We start from the raw sequence: 20,645 nt of genomic DNA on the forward strand, positions 1-20,645 counted from the left end.
TATTTGCAAAAATAAACCGTGATCTTACATTTCAGTATATCAGCATATCATTATACAGAATGTATTATTAATATGGGCATATATGTAAGAATTTACAAAATCAAAACAAGTTTTTAAACTAAAAAACTCCGAAGTTACCTCCGGAGTTTATATTTAAAGCCTGAGAATATAAGTTTCTCAATAATTAAGCGTTTTATTTGGCAATGTTAACCGCCCTTGTTTCCCTGATCACGGTAATTTTTACCTGACCCGGGTAAGTCATTTCAGTCTGTATCTTGTGCGATATTTCGAATGAAAGGTTAGCAGCCATATCATCGGTTACTTTTTCGCTTTCTACAATAACACGAAGCTCACGTCCTGCCTGGATGGCATAAGCACTCTTAACGCCCTGGAATCCATAAGCGATGTCTTCAAGGTCTTTAAGACGCTGAATGTAAGAGTCAAGAACCTGTCTCCTTGCGCCCGGCCTTGCACCAGATATAGCATCACATACCTGGATGATAGGAGATAAAAGTGACTTCATTTCTATCTCGTCGTGGTGAGCACCAATCGCGTTGCAAACCTCTTCTTTTTCACCATATTTTTCGGCCCACTGCATACCAAGTAGTGCGTGAGGAAGGTCGCTTTCTGCATCCGGTACTTTACCTATATCGTGAAGTAAACCTGCTCTTTTAGCAAGCTTAACATTAAGGCCAAGTTCTGCCGCCATGATACCACAAAGCTTAGATACTTCTCTTGAGTGCTGCAGTAAGTTCTGTCCGTAAGAAGAACGGTATTTCATCCTTCCCACAATTTTAATAAGTTCAGGGTGGAGTCCGTGGATACCAAGGTCAATTACAGTACGTTTACCTACCTCAATGATCTCGTCTTCTATCTGTTTTGCTGTTTTTCCAACAACTTCTTCAATACGTGCAGGGTGAATCCTACCATCAGTAACAAGCTTGTGCAATGCAAGACGTGCAATTTCCCTTCTTACAGGGTCAAAACATGAAAGGATAATAGCTTCCGGTGTGTCATCAACGATGATCTCAACACCTGTAGCTGCTTCAAGCGCACGGATGTTACGTCCTTCACGCCCAATGATACGCCCTTTCACATCGTCAGATTCGATGTTAAATACAGATACACAGTTTTCTACTGCTTCTTCTGTACCCACACGCTGGATAGTGCTGATGATTATCTTTTTAGCTTCCTGCTGCGCAGTAAGCTTTGCTTCTTCAATAGTGTCCTGTATGTGAGACATTGCACTTGTTTTAGCCTCGGCCTTAAGGCTTTCCACAAGTTGGTTCTTAGCTTCATCTGCAGATAGTCCTGAAATAACTTCAAGCTGGTCTACCTGGCTTTTGTGAAGCCTGTCTATCTCCTGTTGTTTTTTATCAAGGTAATCAATACGCGAGTTATAGTCAGCGATCTTAGCTTCAGCCTCATCGTTAACCTTTTTTGTCTTCGCTAATTCGTTTGATATCTGAGATTCTTTGTCCCTTGTTCTTTTCTCTGCTTCGGCGATTTTCTTGTCTTTGCCTAAGATAACCTGTTCATGCTCTGCTTTTAGTTCAAGAAATTTTTCTTTAGCCTGCAGTAATTTGTCTTTTTTTATCGATTCAGCCTCAATTTGTGCAGTTTTAAGTACAGAACCTGCTTCTTTTTTAGCGTTTTTTATCAGGGTTGATACGTTTTTCTTCTCGAGGAACTTGGCGATTCCAAAACCGACCGCGGTTCCTACCAGTGCAATAATTATAATTAAAGTAATATCCATAGATTTGTTTGGTATGTTTAAATAAAAAAGCCTACATCAGAAGAATTGTATAAACTCGTAAAGACAAGTTTTGGACTAACAAGCTGTTCAAGGATCTGCTCAGGGCAGCATGCTATAGTAGCGACGATTCATCCATTTTAAAATATTGGCGTTGAGTTTATCAAATTGGTACTAATGTAGGCAGTATTTTTGACGTATGTAAAGAACGTATTTTTATTATTTTTCGAGAAGCGCACTCACTTTTTCATCCATTTGCTTAAGCCTTTCAAAGGCTGTGTCAAGATCGGCAGACTTGTCCAGCTGCTTTTGTTCTACCTGTGCTGCAAACTGTAATGCACACATGGCTAAAACATCCTGTTTATCGCGCACTGCATAGTTTTCTTCGAACTGCCTCATCATGGCATCAATTTTTTTAGAAGCGCTCCTAAGCCCTTCTTCCTGCGACGGATCTACGTTTAGCGGGTAAACCCTGTCTGCAATTGATATTTTGATCTTAAGCTTGTCGTCCATCTTCTTTTTTTAATCAGATAGCTGTGCTATACAGTAATCAATTTCGCGAATCAATGAATTTATTTTGAGTTTTGTCTCTCTTTTGTTGTCGTCACTGCCCAGTAATGAATTGGCCATTCTTAGCGATTCGTTTTGCTGTTTAAGCAATGTAACCTCCTCACTCTGCCTGCTTAAGGCCAAAGCTGACCGGGAAACCTCATTCTCCAGCTCCTGATTCTCTTTTTGCAGCCTGTCCAGTTTCTGGGCGAGCTTTTCTATTTTAATCTCAAGAGCATCAACTATTTGGGATAATCCGCTCATAACAGTCAACTTTCATTACATGATTTTACAAAGTTAATATTACTTTAATTAGAAACAATACTTTGTGTAAAATTTATGCGAAAAATTTCGTAACGGCGTGATAAATTGTAGGGGAAACAGTTATAAGTTTAAGCTAATGCCAATTGTTTTTCAGCTGCTTTTTTATATTTTAGCCCTATGAGATTACTGTTTTTTACTTTATTATTTATTACCTCGCTTTGGGCGCAGCAGCCATTTCCACAGGATTATTTCCGTTCACCAATGGACATACCCATAAATCCATCGGGTACTTTTGGCGAGTTACGTACAAACCATTTTCATGCAGGCCTGGATTTCAGAACACAGCAACGCGAAGGCTTGCCGGTCTATGCCGCCGCCGACGGTTATGTGTCGCGCGTAAGGGTATCATCGTATGGTTACGGAACAGCATTGTATTTAGACCACCCAAATGGTTTTACTACGCTTTACGGGCACCTTCAGGCGTATTCTGCAAGGATAGATGACTATGTAAGGGCGAGACAGTATGAGAAAAAATCTTTTGACATTGAATTGTTTCCGGCTAAGGACCAGATAAAAGTAACTAAAGGGGAACTTATAGGCTATTCGGGCAATAGCGGTGGTTCAGGCGGGCCTCATCTTCACTTTGAATTCAGGGATACAAAAACAGAATGGGTTATTAATCCGCTGCTATTCGGTATGGATAAAAAGATGCAGGATACAAAGGTGCCCTCTGTTTTTGGTATGATGGTCTATCCGCTGAGTGATGGGGCTGTTGCAGACGGATCTGAAAAATCGTCGCTTGTTAATTTAAAGCTACAGGCAGACGGTACGTACCTTGCCGATAAGATTGTAGCAAGGGGTAAGATTGGGCTGGCTATAAATGCTTCTGATAAATCAGAGGGCAGCGTGGGCAATAACGGCATTTACCACGTTGAAACATTTTTTAACGGAAATCCATATTTCCAGTACACCTTTAACACCTTCGCGTTTGACGAATCGCGTTATATCAACAACTTTATAGATTACCAGAAGTTTTACAGCACAGGCCAGCGTTTCCAGAAGCTTTTTATTAAAACGCCTTATGGTTTTTCGGTAATCAAAAAAAATACGTCTAATGGGCAGTTTGATATCACCCCCGGTGAGGTTAAAAACTATAGGATTGAGGTAAGCGATTATCACGGCAACAAAAAGATAATCAACGGAAGCATAGAATATGCCGACGCAGCCGCTGCAATAAAAGAAACAAAAAATATTACCCCATACCTCGTAAAAGCAGGCAACGACAGTAATTATACAAAGAATAACGTTTCGGTATTTATTCCTGCTAATGCATTCTATGAAGATTTTTACATGGATTTTGATGTAAAAGATTCGGTGCTGCATCTGCACAATGCGACGATCCCGGTGCATTCGCCGCTCACGGTTTCATTTGACGTAACCGGAATACCTAAAGACGTACTGCAAAAAACATTTATCGCAGGTTTTACAGAAAAACGTATTTCGTATAACTCAAGCTATATGGATGCAGGCAGGCTTACAGCCAAAGTAAAAGTACTTGGCGATTTTAAATTGGTTCAGGATTATAATCCGCCAAAAATTTACAGCCCGAGCTTTACAGCAGGGAAATGGCTTACTAAGAACAAACAGTTCAGCCTGAAGATAAGTGACGACCGTTCCGGGATTGCAACCATTGACGCATGGCTTAACGGGAAATGGATACTTATGCATTACGATTACAAGACAAAGATTATATACCACAACTTCAGCGATGGCGTAGTTGCCGACGGGCGTAACGATTTAAAAGTTACAGTTACTGATAGTGTGGGAAATTCTGCTACCTTTGAAACGCATTTTTTCAGAACACAAAACCCAACCTCTGTTGAAAACGATAAATAAAATTTTTACCTTGCTTCTGTTACTAATAGGAGCAACCGCATTTGCCCAGGAAAAAGCTCTTATATATGGTGTACTTTTAGATGAAGGCCGCCAGCCGGTAGACGCCGTTACCGTTTTTTATGATGATAATGGCGTAAAAGGCCAGACAGTATCAGATAAAACAGGTTTTTACAAACTTGAGATTCCGGCAGATAAAGATGTTACGATCCAATATTCGCATATTACTTTTGTTACTGCTTCGGCAGTGATTAATTTACCGGCTAACAGTAAGGGAGAGATCAACGCCATACTTATAGGTACAAGTAAAGAAATGGGTGGTCTTACCATAAATGGTACAACCAGCAGGCAGAGGATACAGGGGCTTACGAGAATTTCGCCAGAGGCAATAAAAAACATTCCCGGTGCAAATCCCGGTGTTGAAAATATCGTAAAGCTGCTGGGGGGTAATTCTAATAATGAGATGAGTACGCAGTATGCTGTGCGCGGTGGTAACTATGATGAAAACCTTGTGTATGTAGAGGATATTGAAATCTATCGTCCTTTTCTTATCCGCTCAGGACAGCAGGAAGGTTTGAGTTTTACGAATACTGCCATGGTAGAAAACGTTGAGTTTTCAGCGGGTGGATTCCAGGCAAAATATGGCGATAAAATGTCTTCGGTGTTAGATATTACTTATAGAAGACCTTATAGAAACGGACTTCAGGCTGAAGCTAGTTTTCTTGGCGGAAGCATAACAGCTGAAGGAATTTCTAAAAACCAGAAATGGAGCGGGCTTATAGGTGCCCGTTACAGGGATAACAGTCTTTTGGTTAACAGCCAGGAGACAACATCTAACTTTAAGCCTACTTTTGCCGATATTCAAACGATGATCAACTTTAACCCAACAGAAAAGTGGGAAATAAGTTTTCTGGGTAACATATCGCAGAATAAATATCATTACCAGCCGCTCACAAGGCAGACTAACTTTGGTACTATAGACGATCCTGTTGCCCTGCAGATATTTTACGACGGGCAGGAAAAAGATGAGTATACTACTTACTTCGGCGCCTTAAAATCTACTTATACGGTATCTGAAACGTTTCAGTTAAAAGTTATAGGTTCATTGTACCATACGCAGGAGCAGGAGCATTTTGATATACTTGCACAATATAATCTTGGAGAAGTTGACACTAATATAGGTTCTGAAACCTTTGGTGATATCAGGTTTGCCCGTGCAGTAGGCTCTCAGCTTACACACGCCCGCAACGACCTTGATGCGCTTATTGCCAATGCAGAGGTAAAAGGGTACCATATTATAAATAAAGACAGGCTGGAGTGGGGTGTTAAATATACCCGTGAAGATATTCGTGACCGTTTGTACGAATACGAAGTTATAGATTCGGCAGGATTCTCGATAAGGCCTCCTGTTGTAGATCTGCCTCGAAATGACCAGCCGTACAACCCGTATACAGGCGAACTTGTTCCATATAGCAATATAAGGTCTACGAATTTTGTGACTATAAACCGTTTCTCAGGCTTTACGCAGTGGAGCCACAGGACAAAAATTGGCGCTGCCGATTTGTTTATTAATGCAGGTGTACGTGCCCATTACTGGAAAGTAGGGGGAGATGTAGAAGGCAAAGGACAAACGATTGTGAGCCCGAGAGGTCAGCTTACGTTAAAACCGGCCTGGAAAATGGATATGCTGTTCCGCCTTTCGGGAGGTTTATACAGCCAGCCGCCATTTTACAGGGAATTACGTGATTCTTTAGGGCAGGTAAGGCCTAACGTAAGAGCACAGCAATCCATTCACGTGGTGTTAGGTAACGATTACAGCTTTAAATTATGGGAAAGGCCATTTAAGCTTGTATCTGAAGCCTACTATAAAAAAATGGATAACGTAAATTCGTATACATTAGAAAATGTGCGTATGCGCTACCGTGCCAATAATGACGCTACTGCTTATGCTTACGGACTTGACGTAAGGATGAACGGTGAGTTTGTGCCGGGTACAGAATCGTGGCTGAGCTTTGGCTACATGAAAACAGAAGAAAACATAGATGACAGGGGGTACATTGCAAGGCCAACAGACCAAAGGCTTAAGTTTGGTATCCTTTTTCAGGATTATGTGCCTAGCATACCTAACCTTAAGCTGTATCTTAACCTGGTATATAATACAGGATTGCCGGGTGGTTCGCCATCGTATGCTGATTCCTATAAATACCAGTCAAGGCTTAACGACTACCGCCGTGTAGATGCCGGATTCTCGTATGTATTTAAAGATTCTAAAATGGAGTATCCAAAAGGGCACTGGCTTTCTGTATTCAGGGACCTGTCTCTTGGTTTAGAGATATTTAACCTGTTTAATAACCAAAATGCAATAACCAATACATGGGTTCGTGATGCGTATACAAAGAGCCAGTATGGGATTCCTAATTATCTTACGAGTCGCGTATTTAGCCTTAAGCTGAACGTAAGCATATAGTTATTGAAAGTTTTTGCGTATTTTTGGTATTATATCTTTTATAAAATGAAAAAAGTCCTGATAGCCCTATTCTCTATATCTGCAATATTATTTGTAAGCTGTAAGAATGAAACCGAAAAGCCTAAAGTAATTTATGACGGCAATACACCTGCGGCTAAAGGACAGGCTAAAAAAGTAGATTCTACTGAGATAAAGGTTTCGGATCTTCCTGTGCACATGGAAGGTACCAAATACCTTATCCACCCGATAGGTGATATACGCGTATACGACGACAGTAACAGGAGCTACGGCAGCAGCCGTACCAATAGTTCTGTAAGTTATGCCATCTCTAATTATAACCGCTTTGAAATTACAGGTTACTTTGAGAACCTTAAATTTCAGCACATAGATTCAACGGCCCTACATTCGCTGACCGATAAGAAAGTACAGATCCAGACCGCCACATATCTTAATACAATTGCCGATAAATACAAAAAGAACCTGTTGCTTTACACACTCGTAGATGCAGATACCAATCAGGATGGCAAGGTAGATGCGAATGATATCAGGTCATTATATATTAGCGATGCCAGCGGACAGGGTTTCAGGAAACTGTCTGACGATGTTCAGGAACTTATCGACTGGAATATTATAGATGCACAGGGCAGGATATACTTTCGTACTATAGAGGATATAAACAAGAATGGTGCTTTTGATAAAAACGACAAGGTGCATTATCATTATGTAAGCCTGCTTCAGCCGGATATGCCGGTTACCAATTATGAGCCGGTAAACTAGCTTAAAGCTGCGTCCAGGTTTTTTATCTGTCATCTATACTACTAAACAAAAATATCGCTCTCCAGGTCAGATTTTTCAATTTCAAAATCAAAGCCTAGCTGCTGCATAAGCTGTATTACAAGATTTTTGTACCAGTTCTCTGATTTTGGGTGAATGTAAATCTTGTCAATCATTTTTTTGATGTCTACGTTGGTTTTAACACCTTCATTTATGTAGGTATTCTGATCTGAAAGGTCAGATATTATTCTCACCTCACGTTCGTACTGAAAGCTTTTTCGTTTGAAAAGGAAGGGAAAAAAAGGATTATCCAGCGGAACATATTCTTTTTTATAATCGATATATTTTACAGCGCCTATGTACTGGTTATAACGGTTCTCCGGTCCCAGCGCTTCCTGAAGCCTGCCAATAGTGGACTGTATTGCCAGCCCTTCATTATTTTTTGTGAATATCTGCCACATAGCAAAAGATTCATATTCGTTGATGTGCCAGCTGTTTATAACGACATTTTTACGATGGTGCTTATGGTAGTTAAGAAACTCCTGATTGTTTTCGGATAATTTTTTTAGTTCCTCATACGTGGGCTCGCTGAATGTACCTTCATACTGGTCTTCAAATTTATCTGACCTCGACATAAAAAGCTGGCGGCACAACAGCATATCCAGAAATTTAGACAAATCCATGTATTTCCATACTATGGTGTCGTTATCAGGAAGGTTTATCTCAGAGTTAGGTATGTACATTACTTTTAAATCAGGAATTTAGATAAATGTCTTTTAAGGCAGAAAAATGATCAATTGTATAGTCTGCTTCGTCTTTGCTAAAGGTACTTGTTTTATCATATAGAACAGTGGGAATGTTCAGCTCCTTTGCAGCAGCAATTTCAGATTCCGGGTCATCGCCTATAACTAGGACTTCTTCAGGTTTGTAATCGTAGCGTTTAAGTATATCTGCAAAAACTTCTTTTTTTGAACTCTCTACAGGATTTACAACGTGCACCTCCTTAAAGTCTGCCGTAATGCCTAATTGCCTTATTTTACTTAGCTGCATGGTCTTAAAACCGGTAGTGACAAGGAAGCGCTCTCCGGGAATGTTTCTGGTCTCAGGATAGTCTTCAAAAGGTAGTATCTCGCCTGTATACTCGATGATATCCTGTAGTTCTATTGCTTTTTGTGTAAGTTCATCGCTAAAGTTATGGCGCTGTGCTACTATTCTGAATGGTGTCCGCATTATGGCATAACGTATGTCGCCCATCCGGTCATTATGCTGACCGCTTTGCGCGATAAGGTCAAACAACGGGCCAAATAGCTTGTCTCCTATAGAGCTGACAGGGAATATGGTATTGTCAAGGTCGTAGATAATAGCTTTTACGGGCATATATAAATTCGGATTTAAAGTTTAAAGTTACGGCATAAAAAAATAGCTGCAAAAAATGCAGCTATCCTTAACCAAATATTATTATATACGATTGTCATGTAGTGTTAGTTCTTTATGAACTTTAAATAGTGGTTGTTTGCTTTCACAAAGTATATACCTTTCTCTAAACTTTCTATGTTTATCTGTGCATTATTGGTTTCGGTAATTTTGCTCTCCGCTACCAATTTTCCAAGAATGTTATAAATTGCATATTCTGAAACCATAACATTATCTGATTTTAGATTTACTACATTCGACGCAGGATTAGGATATAGTCTTGTAGTTGACGTTACAAATTGTGGCACGCCTGCAACAGAAGTTGGTGCTAACCTGTAAACAGTGCCGTTAGATGGGAAAGCATCTGCCCCAAGTTGATCAGGTAAATTTGCTTCTACAAATTCTCCATAAGTTGGGTCTAAATTTTCACCATAAATTACATAAATTTTGGTGTCACTTTCTTCAATTCCTGCAAAAAGGCGGTCATTAGGATCAGCTACGTAAGCTATATCAGTAATGTTGTTTGCACCATATCTTATTTCTATAGTGTTATCAGCTTCATATAACCAAACTTGGATGTTTATATAAAAAAAATCTTCATTGAATCCCAGATTTACCGCGTCTTCAATCCCGGCATTTTTTATTTCAAGTTTAAGTATACGATTCCCTGTTTCGCCTTCTATCTTATAGCTCAGGGGTGAAGTCGAAACATTAGTACTGTACGTTCTATCCTGAATTAAAGCCACCGAGGGATAGAAATAAAAGATGCCGTTGCCTGCTTCAAAACTTCCATTTGGGATTGCAAATGCAAAGTAATCATCCTCGAAAAGAAATCTGTTGACAGTTTGCCCACCTATTGAAAAACTAAAAGGAATATTGATAGTTGAAAAAGTATCATAATCCCAAACCTGGCCGTTATTAATAGATATGCTGTTTTCGAGATTGGCATATTCGGCTTGTGATTTGGTAAAATTGTAAAAATTTTGGGCGTTAGTGCCCAAGGCTGCAAGGCAGAATAATGTAAGGAAAGTAATTTTTTTCATAAAAGGCTGTTATTGTTGATATTGTGCCGAATATAATAAACTTATTTTTAGTAACCGTACAATGAGGCTAAATTAGGTTACATTTTATAATAAAAAAAGAGCACCGTAACAGTGCTCTTGCTTATTTGTAGTATTTTTATCCTTATTCAAACGACTGCATCATTACCAGTTTTTTGTAGGTGCCTTCACGAGCTATAAGCTCATCATGCGTGCCTTGTTCCACAATGCGGCCTTTTTGCATTACCACGATCTTATCAGCTTTCTGGATAGTAGACAGCCTGTGGGCAATAACAACCGATGTCCTGTTCTGCATCATGTTTTCCAGTGCTTCCTGTACCAGTCTTTCGCTTTCGGTGTCCAGGGCAGAAGTTGCTTCATCCAGTATCATGATAGGCGGATTCTTAAGTACGGCACGTGCAATGCTAAGGCGTTGTTTTTGTCCGCCTGACAGCTTATTACCGCTGTCGCCGATGTTTGTATTGATGCCATCAGGCAGTCCTTCTACAAACTCATAGGCATTGGCAATTTTAAGTGCGGCATAAATTTCCTCGTCTGTGGCATCAGGTTTTCCAAGAGAAACATTGCTTCTTACCGTGTCGTTAAACAGGATGCTGTCTTGTGTTACAAGCCCGGTCATGCCCCTTACTGATTCGAGCTTCATGTCGCGCAGGTCAGTACCGTCTATTTTAATGCTGCCTTCCTGTACATCGTAGAAACGGGTAAGCAGGTTGGCAATTGTACTTTTTCCGCTTCCTGACTGGCCTACAAGTGCAACAGTCTGTCCTTTAGGAACAATAAGCGAAAAATCTTTTAATACATTTTCCTGCTCATAACGGAAGTTGATGTTTTCTATAGAAATGTTGCTTTCAAAAGTCGATTTTTCTATTGCATTTGGTTTATTGGCAATAAGATTATGCTGCTCAAGCACATCCATAAGTCTGTCTGCTGCTGCATTACCTTTTTTGATGTCGTAAGAAGCCTTAGATATAGCCTTTGCCGGCGTAAGGATGTTATAAGCAAGTCCCATGTAGCCTATAAATGCCGACCCTTTAAGTGATTGCTCAACAAGTACCATGTGGCCTCCGTACCACAAAAGAATTGCGATTACTAATATTCCCATAAACTCGCTTAACGGTGAAGCAAGGTTTTGGCGGTTAAGAATTCTGTTAGACAGGTTATAATGCCTTTCGGTAGAACCGTAGAATTTCTTAGAAAAATAATTCTCAGCAGTAAAGCTTTTGATCACCTTCAGGCCGCCAAGAGTTTCTTCTATGATAGATAAAAATGTTCCTTGTTCCTGTTGGGCTCTTCCTGACTGTTTCTTAAGCGATTTACCAATTTTAGATATTATAAATCCGGAAAGCGGAATAAAAACAAAAACAAACAGGGTAAGTTTAGGGCTTATGGTTACCATTATTGCAATAGAGAATATAATGGTAAGCGGCTCTTTAATGATAAGTTCTAATATTGACAGGTAAGAAGACTGAACTTCGTTTACGTCAGATGACATACGTGCGATAACATCGCCTTTTCGCTTTTCAGAATAAAATGATAACGGCAATTCTATTATCTTTTTATACATAGCATCCCTTAAGTCTTTTAAAACTCCGTTTCTAAGGAATGTCGCAAAGAACAATGCCAGGTAGTTAAAGAAATTCTTTAAAAGGAATATGCTTATAATTACAACTACCATTGATGCAAGGGTGTATTCAACACCTTTGGTTTCATTAGTAATCGTTACATAATAGTTAAGATATTCTCCAAGGTAATCTTTAAGATGACCTATATCTGTGTATACAGGTTCTGCCTGTACTTTTTTTGTGTCATCAAAAATGACCGAGATCATTGGAATTAATGCAATGAAGGATAATGTACTAAAAAGCGCATACAGAATATTAAAAAAAATATTCAGGTATGCGTACTTTTTGTAAGGCTTCGCGAAGCGAAGAATTTTTTTAAAATTACTCATTAAATAAGGTTCATCTCCTCGATGATGTTTTTAATCTTATCGTCAAGCGATTGTTCAACGGCTTTAAAGTTCTTAACGTCGCCAAGTTTTTCGTTTACGCTAAAGTAGAATTTGATTTTAGGTTCTGTACCGCTTGGGCGCGCACAAATTTTAGTGCCGTCTTCAAGGTAATATATTAATACGTCAGATTTTGGCAGTGTTAGCTCCTCGGTTTCGTCTGTAAACAAGTTGCGTGCCGTAGACGCCTTGTAATCTTCTACCATTACAATACGCTGGCCGTTTATTTCTTTAAGCGGATTTTCGCGCAGGCCAATCATCATCTGGTTGATCTCTGCAGCGCCGTCCATGCCTTTTTTAGTCAGTGAAATAAGGTATTCTTTATAGAATCCGTATTCTGCATACAGCTTAAGAAGTTCCTGGTATAGTGAGCTTGCTTTGGCTTTTGCCTGGGCTGCAATTTCGCAAAGCAAAAGGGTAGAGGTAACAGCATCTTTATCGCGTACTGCATCGCCTACCATATAGCCAAAACTTTCTTCTCCTCCACCAATGAATGTTTCATCCGGGAAGTCTTTTATCATTTTGGCAATCCATTTAAAGCCGGTAAGTCCTACTTTAAAGCCTACATTATAATCTGTAGCCAGTTCGGCAAGCATAGGTGTAGATACTATTGTCGAAGCAATAAATTCATTTCCTTTAAGCAGGTTTTTCTTTTTCCACTGCTCTAAAAGAAAATGCGTCATAAGTACCATTGTCTGGTTGCCGTTAAGCAGTGTCATGATACCGTTTCCGTTACGCACGGCAACGCCAAGGCGGTCGCTATCAGGGTCTGTACCTACAACGATGTCAGCATTTATTTCATCGGCCAGTGCTATAGCCATGGCTAAAGCTTCCGGTTCTTCCGGGTTTGGCGATTTTACGGTCGGGAAATCCCCATCAGGTTTAGACTGGTCTGCCACCAGGTGTACATTGTTATATCCTGCATTCTCAAGAAGGTCAGGTATAAGCGTTATTGACGTGCCGTGCAGTGGCGTGAAAACAATCTTAAGCGCATCCTTTTCTTCCTGCTGCGTGTTAAATGTGGCCGCCTGAAGTGAAGTCTGTATAAAAGCCTTGTCTACTGCGTCATCAATATATTCGATAAGGCCTTCGTTAGCCTCAAATTTTATCTGGTCATAGTTTAATGCTTCGATAATCTCGATAAGTTCGCCGTCCTGTGGCGGTACAAGCTGTCCGCCATCCTGCCAGTATACTTTGTAACCATTGTATTCCGGTGGGTTATGCGAAGCGGTAAGCACAATACCTGCATGGCAGTTAAGGTGCCTTACCGCAAACGAAAGCTCAGGAGTAGGGCGCAGTTCAGAAAATAAGAATACTTTGATGCCGTTTGCTGAAAATACATCGGCAACAACTTTAGCAAGGGTGTCGCTGTTATGACGGCAGTCGTAGGCAATGGCGACTTTGAGCTCTTCGCCGGGGAATGATGTTTTAAGGTAATCAGAAAGGCCTTGTGTAGCTTTTCCAAGTGTATAGCGGTTGATACGGTTTGTACCCGGACCCATAACGCCGCGCATACCGCCCGTTCCAAATTCAAGGTTCTTATAAAAAGATTCTTCAAGCTCTTTAGGAGAAGAAGTCATCATTTCGTTTATAGCGTTGTGTGTATCTGTATCAAAAACAGGAGTTAACCAAACGTTTACTTTATCAAGAATAGATTTTTCGATGTTCATTTTTGTTTAAATTTTAGAGAACCTAAGTTACCTGATGTAACAGGAATTAACTTATAAAATTTCGCTAATTTTATAGCGCTCCTCATTATTTTTTGTGCGAAGAATAATTTCGCCTAAAAATCCTGCTAAAAACAACTGTGTACCAATAATCATTGTGGCAAGCGCAATGTAAAACCACGGATTATCGGTAATCAGTATCGACTTTTGGTGCTGCGCCAGCCTGTACAGCTTAACTGCTCCTATATATATAGAAGAAGCAAAACCGATGAAGAACATCAACGCCCCCAGTGCGCCGAAAAGGTGCATAGGCCTTTTACCAAAACGTGACAGGAACCAGATGGTGATAAGGTCAAGGAAGCCGTTTACAAAACGTTCCATGCCAAATTTAGTCGACCCATATTTACGCGCCTGGTGGATAACCACTTTTTCGCCAATTTTAGCAAAGCCCGAGTTTTTAGCGAGTACAGGGATATAGCGGTGCATTTCGCCGGATACCTCTATGTTTTTTACTACAACATTTTTGTAGGCTTTCAGTCCGCAGTTAAAATCATTCAGCTTAACGCCTGATGTTTTTCTGGCAGCCCAGTTGAACAATTTAGACGGAAGGTTTTTTGCTACGACAGAGTCATAACGCTTTTTCTTCCAGCCTGAAACCAAGTCATAGTTGTCGGCTGTTATCATGTTGTATAATCCCGGTATTTCGTCAGGGCTGTCCTGAAGGTCGGCATCCATAGTAATGATAACATCTCCCTGAGCTTTGGCAAATCCGGCATGCAGCGCCTGCGATTTTCCGTAGTTCCTCTGGAAACGTATGCCTTTTATATCAGGATTTCGTGCAGATAGCTGCTGAATGGTGTTCCATGAACCGTCAGTACTTCCGTCATCAATAAAGATAACCTCATAGCTGAAATTGTTCTCTGCCATGACCCTTACGATCCATTGGTGTAATTCGTTCAAAGATTCCTCCTCGTTAAGAAGAGGGATTACGATAGATATATTCATTTAATATTATTCAGCTCCTATATTGTCTACACTTGGTGGTGTAAAGTCGCCATAAGGATTTTCTTTTTTAACGATGGCGCCTACGATTAATGATATGATAAGTCCCATAAACGAATACATGATTATTGTAAGAGGTGCTGCGGCATAAGGCTGCATTGTAGCTTCGATTATAGACATTGACATTTTTAACTGTTCTGAAGTCATTTGCGGACTGTTGTGAATTGTAACCCTTTTAACCTGCTCTAACATTTCAGGTATAAATTCAGGGAAGATAAGCGTAAATATAAAATAGAAAACAGAATAGATTAACGCTGCCAGTGCACATACGCCAACACCAATCTTTAAGCACTGGCCAAAAGTGATATACCCACCGTTTGCCTTTTTGTAATTTGTGCAGGCAAGTGCTATAAATAAACTTGTAAATACAAAAAAGTTAAGTATATTATTCATAGTGCCTACCCAGCCATTTTCGATAGGATCAGGCTTAAGTATATACATTATTGAAAGTTCAGCGATCATTATAACACCGAATATCAACCCAAATTGGGTGATTGATTTTGCAGGCTTCGGCTTCTCAATAGTTACTGTTTTTTCCATGTCTTGTTTTTGATTTTTGATTGGTTGCTTAAAATAATCCACAAATATACTAATTCCGTTATTATAGGTCTACAAAAATGTAGTTGTGTTACACTTAAAAAAAATAAAGTAAGTGTTTGTTATTAAAAAAATAAATGTACTTTTGCACTCTCAATTAAAAGTTTAAAAAACAAAAAGCTAAACACTGTTTACACCTTTCGTAAAGGAAGCTTCAAAATGAGGTATAGCCAAAACAATAAAAATTTATCAAGATGAAAAAAGGTATTCACCCGGAAAATTACAGATTAGTTGCTTTTAAAGACATGTCTAACGAAGACGTTTTTATCACTAAATCTACTGCTGACACTAAAGAAACAATTACACACGAAGGCGTTGAATACCCTGTAGTGAAAATGGAGATCTCAAGAACTTCTCACCCTTTCTACACTGGTAAATCTAAACTTATCGATACTGCAGGACGTATTGACAAGTTCAAAACTAAATATGCTAAATTCAGCAAGCCAGAGACTAAAACTGAAGAATAGTTTTACTCTTTACATTATACTAAAAGCCTTCCCGAAACGGAAGGCTTTTTTTGTGGATAGTTTCCAGCCACAAATTACACTAATTTTCACAAACGATTTTATTAGACCCATAAACAATTGTTTTGAGAGTACAGAATTAGTGCAATTCGTGACTGTATATTTTATTAATATTCGTGGCTAAATTCATTTTTAAACTTTGTAACTTTGAAACGTTAACTTACAACCGATACAATGAACTATATCCTTTTTGACGGAACGGTGCGCAATGCCCTGCTTCCCTTTACATATACAAGACCTGTTGCCGATATTCGTGTAGGTATACTTACCATCCGCGAAAAGTGGGAGAAATACCTTGGTTATACCACCACGACACTTACTGAAGAATACCTTTCGGAAAAGTTCCCAATGATAGAGATGGAGCAGAATGTCATGATAAATGCATCATTCCTGCCTAACGAGGTACTTGCCGAAATGGTTATAGCGCTTGAGGTGAACCAGGCTATATTTCAGGGAGAGGATGTAATTGCTTTCTATACTGAGGATTCTCAGGAGGAAGTTGACTTTGATACCTATGAGATCATAGATTTTACTGAGGAATGCCTGAAGATAGAGCATCCGTGGGATATATTTAAAAAGAACGATGCAGCAATACGGGAAGATTTTGAACTTTTGACCGAAGGGCGCACTTCGCAGCCAATTCCGTCAAGCGTGAATGTTATCGCAGCTGAAAACATATTTATAGAGGAGGGTGCAAAACTTGAGTTTGTTACCCTTAATGCATCAACCGGACCTATATACATTGGCAGGAATTCAGAGATAATGGAGAATTCTGTTATCCGCGGGCCATTTGCACTTTGCGAAGAGGCACAGGTTAAGCTTGCAACCAAAGTATATGGCGCTACAACCGTTGGCCCTCACAGCAGGATTGGCGGGGAGGTTAGCAACTCTGTACTGTTTGGTTATTCTAATAAAGGGCATGACGGATTTTTAGGAAATTCAGTCCTTGGCGAGTGGTGCAATCTTGGTGCCGATACCAACAACTCTAACCTTAAGAATAACTACGAGGAAGTTAAGCTTTGGAGCTATGAAAAAGAGGGCTTCGTGAAAACCGGACTTCAGTTTTGCGGCCTTATGATGGGCGACCACAGTAAGTCGGGTATCAATACCATGTTCAATACTGGTACAGTGGTAGGTGTAAGCGCTAATATTTTTGGCAGCGGCTTCCCGCGCAATTATGTGCCGAGTTTTTCATGGGGCGGTGCATCGGGCTTTACGACTTATGTAACTAAAAAAGCTTTTGATACCGCTAAGATTGTTATGTCGCGACGCGATGTTGAGTTTACCGATGAAGATGCCGCTATCATGGAGCATATTTTTGAAGAAAGCAAAAAATGGAGAAAAGAAGATTAATGTAATGCTTCATTAATTTTTAATGTAACAATTTCAATTGGCGAAGAATAAATCTAAAAAAAAATATATTTCAGGAAGCCTGCTTTTTTTGCTGGCTTTCTGCTTTTATATGGTATTCGGTCCGGGCAGGCACAGGCATCAGCCTAAGCGCCAGGATACAGAAATAAAAAATAATGAGGCTAAATCAAGTAAAGATAACACGCCTTTGCGGGAGCTTACTACCTTTACGGGAAAAGTTACCGCAATTAAAGACGGTGATACCTTTGAAGTACTTTTTGACGGACAGCCCGAAAAAGTGCGCCTTGCAGACATTGACTGCCCCGAAAAATCGCAGGCTTTTGGTAAAAATGCCAAACAATATGCGTCAGACCTGTGTTTTGGCAAAGAAGTTACTGTCATCTCAACAGGAAAAAGAGATCGTTACAAGCGTGTAGTGGGTACCATTATTACGGCCGACAGCATAAATGTAAACCGCGAAATGATAAAAGCAGGTTATGCCTGGCACTACAAGCAGTACTCTAAAAGTAAAGAATTGTCTCAGATTGAGGATGAAGCCCGCGAAGCCCATGCAGGCCTTTGGGCCGATGCCCATGCGCAGGCGCCCTGGGAATGGCGAAAAGAAAAACGTACAAAGAAACAGCAGGTTTCTAATCAATAAACACAAAAGGAGCTCATTAAGCGCCTTTTGTGTTTATGTAGGTGTAACAGATTAATCATCAATTCCAATAAATTTACCTGCGCTGTCAAACTTCAGTTCAAGGTCATTTAAAAATTCAACTTTGTAGCCCCATTTTTCCTTCTCAAATTTCTCTACTTCCTGTCCTTTATAGTTGGCAGTAATATAAGCAGCTATAGGTTTAGGAAGTATGCTTAGAGGAATCGCTTTTTTGTTTCCGTCGGCTTCATCCAGGTTACCCTTGCCGTCAAATTCAATTTCTGTACCGCCTGTCAGCATTACTTTATAATCTGTATTAATGTAGCCTTTGTCTTCAATTATATACGATGAAGCCTGGTTAGGAAAATGCTTGGCGAGAAAGGTTTGTGCCTGTGCGGGAAGTTCTTTAAGGGTTATGTTTCTTTTTTGAGCTGATGCCGTAAAGCTTAATGCTACGGTAAAAGCCAGTGCTGCTAAAAAATTAAATTTCGTTTTCATGATATATATTGTTTTAAATTTCTACTACAAACTTATATCCTGAATCTGGAAACAATTAGGAAAAATAAAAACTTTTTAGGCTGTTTCAGGAAAGGTTACTGTAAAAGTATGTAATCCGTTAAAGCTGTAATCTACAGTAAGCCTGTAATTTATAATGATGGAATTTACGATAGAGAGCCCCAGTCCGGTAGACTGTTCATTAGTTGTATCTCTGTAAAAACGTTTAAAAACGGCTTCTTTATCCAATGACTGGCTGCTGCCGCTATTGCTGATGGTAAGGCTGCGGGTATCAAGTATAATGTTTACTGTGCCGCCGTTATGGTTGTGAACAATAGCATTTTTAAGCAGGTTACTGATGAGGGTGAGCGCAAGTCCTTTGTTCATACTGAATGTTAGCTGTTCCTGTGTATTAATATTCAGTTTAATGTCCTTGTATTCAGTAAGGTCCTGGTAGTCTTCAACGAGCTGTTCTGCAAGCGCATTAAAATTTACTTTTTCTTCATCGGCATACTGCCTGTTCTCTATTTTAGAAAGCATTAGGAGCGACTTATTAAGGCGTACTAGCCTGTTCAGGGTATCACTTATCCTACCGAGTTCCATCATTTGGTCTTCGGGAAGGGTATTGTTTTCGGCAAACAGCTCCAGTTTATTAAGGCTTATGGCGAGAGGTGTCTGCAGCTCGTGCGATGCATTTTCAATAAAGTGTTTCTGGCTGGCATAAATGGCCTCGTTGCGTTTTAAAAGATCTTCCAGCTCAGTGCCTAAGGCCTTGAATTCTGAAATAGGAGAGTGAGGTGCTGTAAAAGAATTGCCTGTGCCAAGCCTGAAGTTTTTAAGCCCGTTTAGCATCTCATAAAATGATTTCCATGCTTTACGCAATATGATCTGGTTTATAATGGCAATGCTTATTACCAGCATGATGTACAAAGCAACGAGAGCAGTAAGAAGGTCCTCGAGCAATTCATCTTCCTCGACCATGGATGCTCTTATCGTTAGCTTATACGGATTTCCATTTTTGTCATTAAAAACAGTTTCCAGCAGGCGCACCGGTTCGTTATCATCATCATATTCCATAAACTCAAACGTGCTGATGAATTTATCGGAGAAATCATAAAGTGTTCCTTTCGGTAAGGGTGTCATCTTGTATTGATTGATACCAAATTCCTTGGTTTCCAATACTTTTTCATTGGCATATGCCTCACGGATTATGAGTATCTTGGAGTTTTTGAGTCCGTCATCTATATTGTCGTACACTTCGTCCAGTATAACGGCATAGAACAGCCCTGCCCAAATGGCGATAACACCTAAAAGAGCAATAATCAGATAGCGAAGTGTATAATTGCGAAGTTTCATCAGCTCATTTTATAGCCCATGCCGTATACTGCCTGTATATCGGCTTCGGCATTTGCATCTTTTAATTTCTTGCGAAGGTTCTTTATCTGAGAATATACAAAATCAAGATTGTCGGCCTGGTCCATGTAATCTCCCCATACCGATTCTGCTAAAGCAGTCTTGTTGATAAGGCGGTTAGGGTTTATAATGAAATAGTATAGGAGGTCAAACTCTTTTCTGTTCAGTGTAAGTGGTGTACCGTCTACTAATACGGTTCTTTCTTCAGGAGACAATCTGAGGTTATTCCATGTAATAGCGGTGTCGCCATCGTGGCTTTTTCTGCGAATAGCCGATTTTATACGTGCATGCAGTTCTGCCAGATGGAAAGGCTTTGCAAGATAATCATCGGCACCGAGGTCAAGTCCGGCAACTTTGTCGTCTACCGCATTTTTAGCAGAAATGATAATTACCGCCTCTTTTTTTCGGAGTTTTTTTACTTCACGAACCAGGTCGAGGCCGCTTCCGTGCGGAAGCATAATATCTATCAGGATACAGTCATAGTCGTATGCGCCTATCTTATCCATACCGGATATAAAATCATAGGCAGTTTCTACGATATACTTTTCTTTTTCAAGTGATTGCTGGATCACTTCCCTGAGTCCCTGTTCGTCTTCAATGATTAGAATTTTCATACTACAGCGCATTGCATTGTATACCAAATATACAGATTATGCCTGCAAGGTATTGTTCAATTCTGGAAAGATTTAGGAAAAGT

The 20,645-nt window shown here is 39.9% G+C and carries 19 protein-coding genes and 1 other RNA gene; 6 read left to right on the top strand and 14 right to left on the bottom strand.

What is annotated here, in order from left to right; translation table 11 throughout:
* Nucleotides 1–193 precede the first annotated feature (193 nt).
* From rny to R1T16_RS05965, 4 genes are all read right to left on the bottom strand, one after another.
* Nucleotides 194–1,756, bottom strand: a complete 1,563-nt coding sequence (gene rny, locus R1T16_RS05950) for a ribonuclease Y (protein ID WP_317500177.1) — start codon at nt 1,754–1,756, stop codon at nt 194–196.
* Nucleotides 1,757–1,807: 51 nt separating this feature from the next.
* Nucleotides 1,808–1,913: non-coding RNA, 6S RNA (gene ssrS / locus R1T16_RS05955), on the bottom strand.
* A 59-nt stretch (nt 1,914–1,972) separates the two neighbouring features.
* Nucleotides 1,973–2,266 (bottom strand): cell division protein ZapA, encoded by a 294-nt coding sequence (locus R1T16_RS05960; RefSeq protein WP_317500178.1) that lies wholly within the window; start codon nt 2,264–2,266, stop codon nt 1,973–1,975.
* A 9-nt stretch (nt 2,267–2,275) separates the two neighbouring features.
* Nucleotides 2,276–2,566, bottom strand: a complete 291-nt coding sequence (locus R1T16_RS05965) for a hypothetical protein (RefSeq protein WP_317500179.1) — start codon at nt 2,564–2,566, stop codon at nt 2,276–2,278.
* 177 nt (nt 2,567–2,743) lie between these two features.
* On the opposite strand from R1T16_RS05965, the gene R1T16_RS05970 reads away from it, so the two are divergent.
* From R1T16_RS05970 to R1T16_RS05980, 3 genes are read left to right on the top strand one after another with little or no spacing between them, the layout of a single operon-like run.
* A complete protein-coding gene (locus R1T16_RS05970; protein ID WP_317500180.1) occupies nt 2,744–4,462 on the top strand; it encodes a M23 family metallopeptidase in 1,719 nt (572 codons plus the stop codon).
* 10 nt (nt 4,463–4,472) lie between these two features.
* The gene (locus R1T16_RS05975) at nt 4,473–6,926 is read left to right on the top strand and encodes a TonB-dependent receptor plug domain-containing protein (protein WP_317500182.1); all 2,454 of its coding nucleotides are present in this window, start codon (nt 4,473–4,475) and stop codon (nt 6,924–6,926) included.
* 45 nt (nt 6,927–6,971) lie between these two features.
* A complete protein-coding gene (locus R1T16_RS05980; RefSeq protein WP_317500183.1) occupies nt 6,972–7,703 on the top strand; it encodes a hypothetical protein in 732 nt (243 codons plus the stop codon).
* Nucleotides 7,704–7,744: 41 nt separating this feature from the next.
* Here the strand turns inward: R1T16_RS05980 and R1T16_RS05985 are convergent, their stop codons facing one another.
* The 7 genes from R1T16_RS05985 to R1T16_RS06015 all read right to left on the bottom strand — a co-directional run bounded on the left by R1T16_RS05985 (nt 7,745) and on the right by R1T16_RS06015 (nt 15,451).
* Entirely contained in the window at nt 7,745–8,443 is a 699-nt protein-coding gene (locus R1T16_RS05985) for a hypothetical protein (RefSeq protein WP_317500185.1), read from the bottom strand.
* Nucleotides 8,444–8,453: 10 nt separating this feature from the next.
* Nucleotides 8,454–9,077 (bottom strand): HAD family hydrolase, encoded by a 624-nt coding sequence (locus tag R1T16_RS05990; protein WP_317500186.1) that lies wholly within the window; start codon nt 9,075–9,077, stop codon nt 8,454–8,456.
* Nucleotides 9,078–9,181: 104 nt separating this feature from the next.
* Entirely contained in the window at nt 9,182–10,156 is a 975-nt protein-coding gene (locus tag R1T16_RS05995; protein ID WP_317500187.1) for a T9SS type A sorting domain-containing protein, read from the bottom strand.
* Nucleotides 10,157–10,298: 142 nt separating this feature from the next.
* Nucleotides 10,299–12,125, bottom strand: a complete 1,827-nt coding sequence (locus R1T16_RS06000; protein WP_317500189.1) for an ABC transporter ATP-binding protein — start codon at nt 12,123–12,125, stop codon at nt 10,299–10,301.
* The gene (locus tag R1T16_RS06005; RefSeq protein WP_317500190.1) at nt 12,125–13,852 is read right to left on the bottom strand and encodes a phospho-sugar mutase; all 1,728 of its coding nucleotides are present in this window, start codon (nt 13,850–13,852) and stop codon (nt 12,125–12,127) included. Before R1T16_RS06005 ends, R1T16_RS06000 begins: the two co-directional genes overlap by 1 nt.
* A gap of 51 nt (nt 13,853–13,903) precedes the next feature.
* Complete coding sequence (locus R1T16_RS06010; protein WP_317500191.1) at nt 13,904–14,854, bottom strand: glycosyltransferase family 2 protein; 951 nt, start codon at nt 14,852–14,854, stop codon at nt 13,904–13,906.
* A 6-nt stretch (nt 14,855–14,860) separates the two neighbouring features.
* Nucleotides 14,861–15,451: a DUF4199 domain-containing protein gene (locus R1T16_RS06015; protein WP_317500192.1), complete on the bottom strand. Its 591-nt coding sequence runs from the start codon at nt 15,449–15,451 to the stop codon at nt 14,861–14,863.
* A 251-nt stretch (nt 15,452–15,702) separates the two neighbouring features.
* On the opposite strand from R1T16_RS06015, the gene R1T16_RS06020 reads away from it, so the two are divergent.
* The 3 genes from R1T16_RS06020 to R1T16_RS06030 all read left to right on the top strand — a co-directional run bounded on the left by R1T16_RS06020 (nt 15,703) and on the right by R1T16_RS06030 (nt 18,043).
* Nucleotides 15,703–15,975: a type B 50S ribosomal protein L31 gene (locus R1T16_RS06020; RefSeq protein ID WP_317500193.1), complete on the top strand. Its 273-nt coding sequence runs from the start codon at nt 15,703–15,705 to the stop codon at nt 15,973–15,975.
* Between the two features lie 231 nt (nt 15,976–16,206).
* Nucleotides 16,207–17,385: a GlmU family protein gene (locus R1T16_RS06025; protein ID WP_317500194.1), complete on the top strand. Its 1,179-nt coding sequence runs from the start codon at nt 16,207–16,209 to the stop codon at nt 17,383–17,385.
* Nucleotides 17,386–17,422: 37 nt separating this feature from the next.
* Nucleotides 17,423–18,043 (top strand): thermonuclease family protein, encoded by a 621-nt coding sequence (locus tag R1T16_RS06030; RefSeq protein WP_317500195.1) that lies wholly within the window; start codon nt 17,423–17,425, stop codon nt 18,041–18,043.
* Between the two features lie 51 nt (nt 18,044–18,094).
* Here the strand turns inward: R1T16_RS06030 and R1T16_RS06035 are convergent, their stop codons facing one another.
* From R1T16_RS06035 to R1T16_RS06045, 3 genes are all read right to left on the bottom strand, one after another.
* On the bottom strand, nt 18,095–18,538 hold the full coding sequence (locus R1T16_RS06035) for a PepSY-like domain-containing protein (protein ID WP_317500196.1): 444 nt from the start codon (nt 18,536–18,538) through the stop codon (nt 18,095–18,097).
* Between the two features lie 75 nt (nt 18,539–18,613).
* A complete protein-coding gene (locus tag R1T16_RS06040; RefSeq protein ID WP_317500197.1) occupies nt 18,614–19,891 on the bottom strand; it encodes a HAMP domain-containing sensor histidine kinase in 1,278 nt (425 codons plus the stop codon).
* Nucleotides 19,891–20,562, bottom strand: a complete 672-nt coding sequence (locus R1T16_RS06045) for a response regulator transcription factor (RefSeq protein WP_317500198.1) — start codon at nt 20,560–20,562, stop codon at nt 19,891–19,893. The genes R1T16_RS06040 and R1T16_RS06045 overlap by 1 nt, the downstream gene beginning before the upstream one ends.
* Nucleotides 20,563–20,645: the final 83 nt, after the last annotated feature.

The sequence above is a fragment of the Flavobacterium sp. DG1-102-2 genome (assembly GCF_033042555.1).
Lineage (GTDB): Bacteria > Bacteroidota > Bacteroidia > Flavobacteriales > Flavobacteriaceae > Flavobacterium.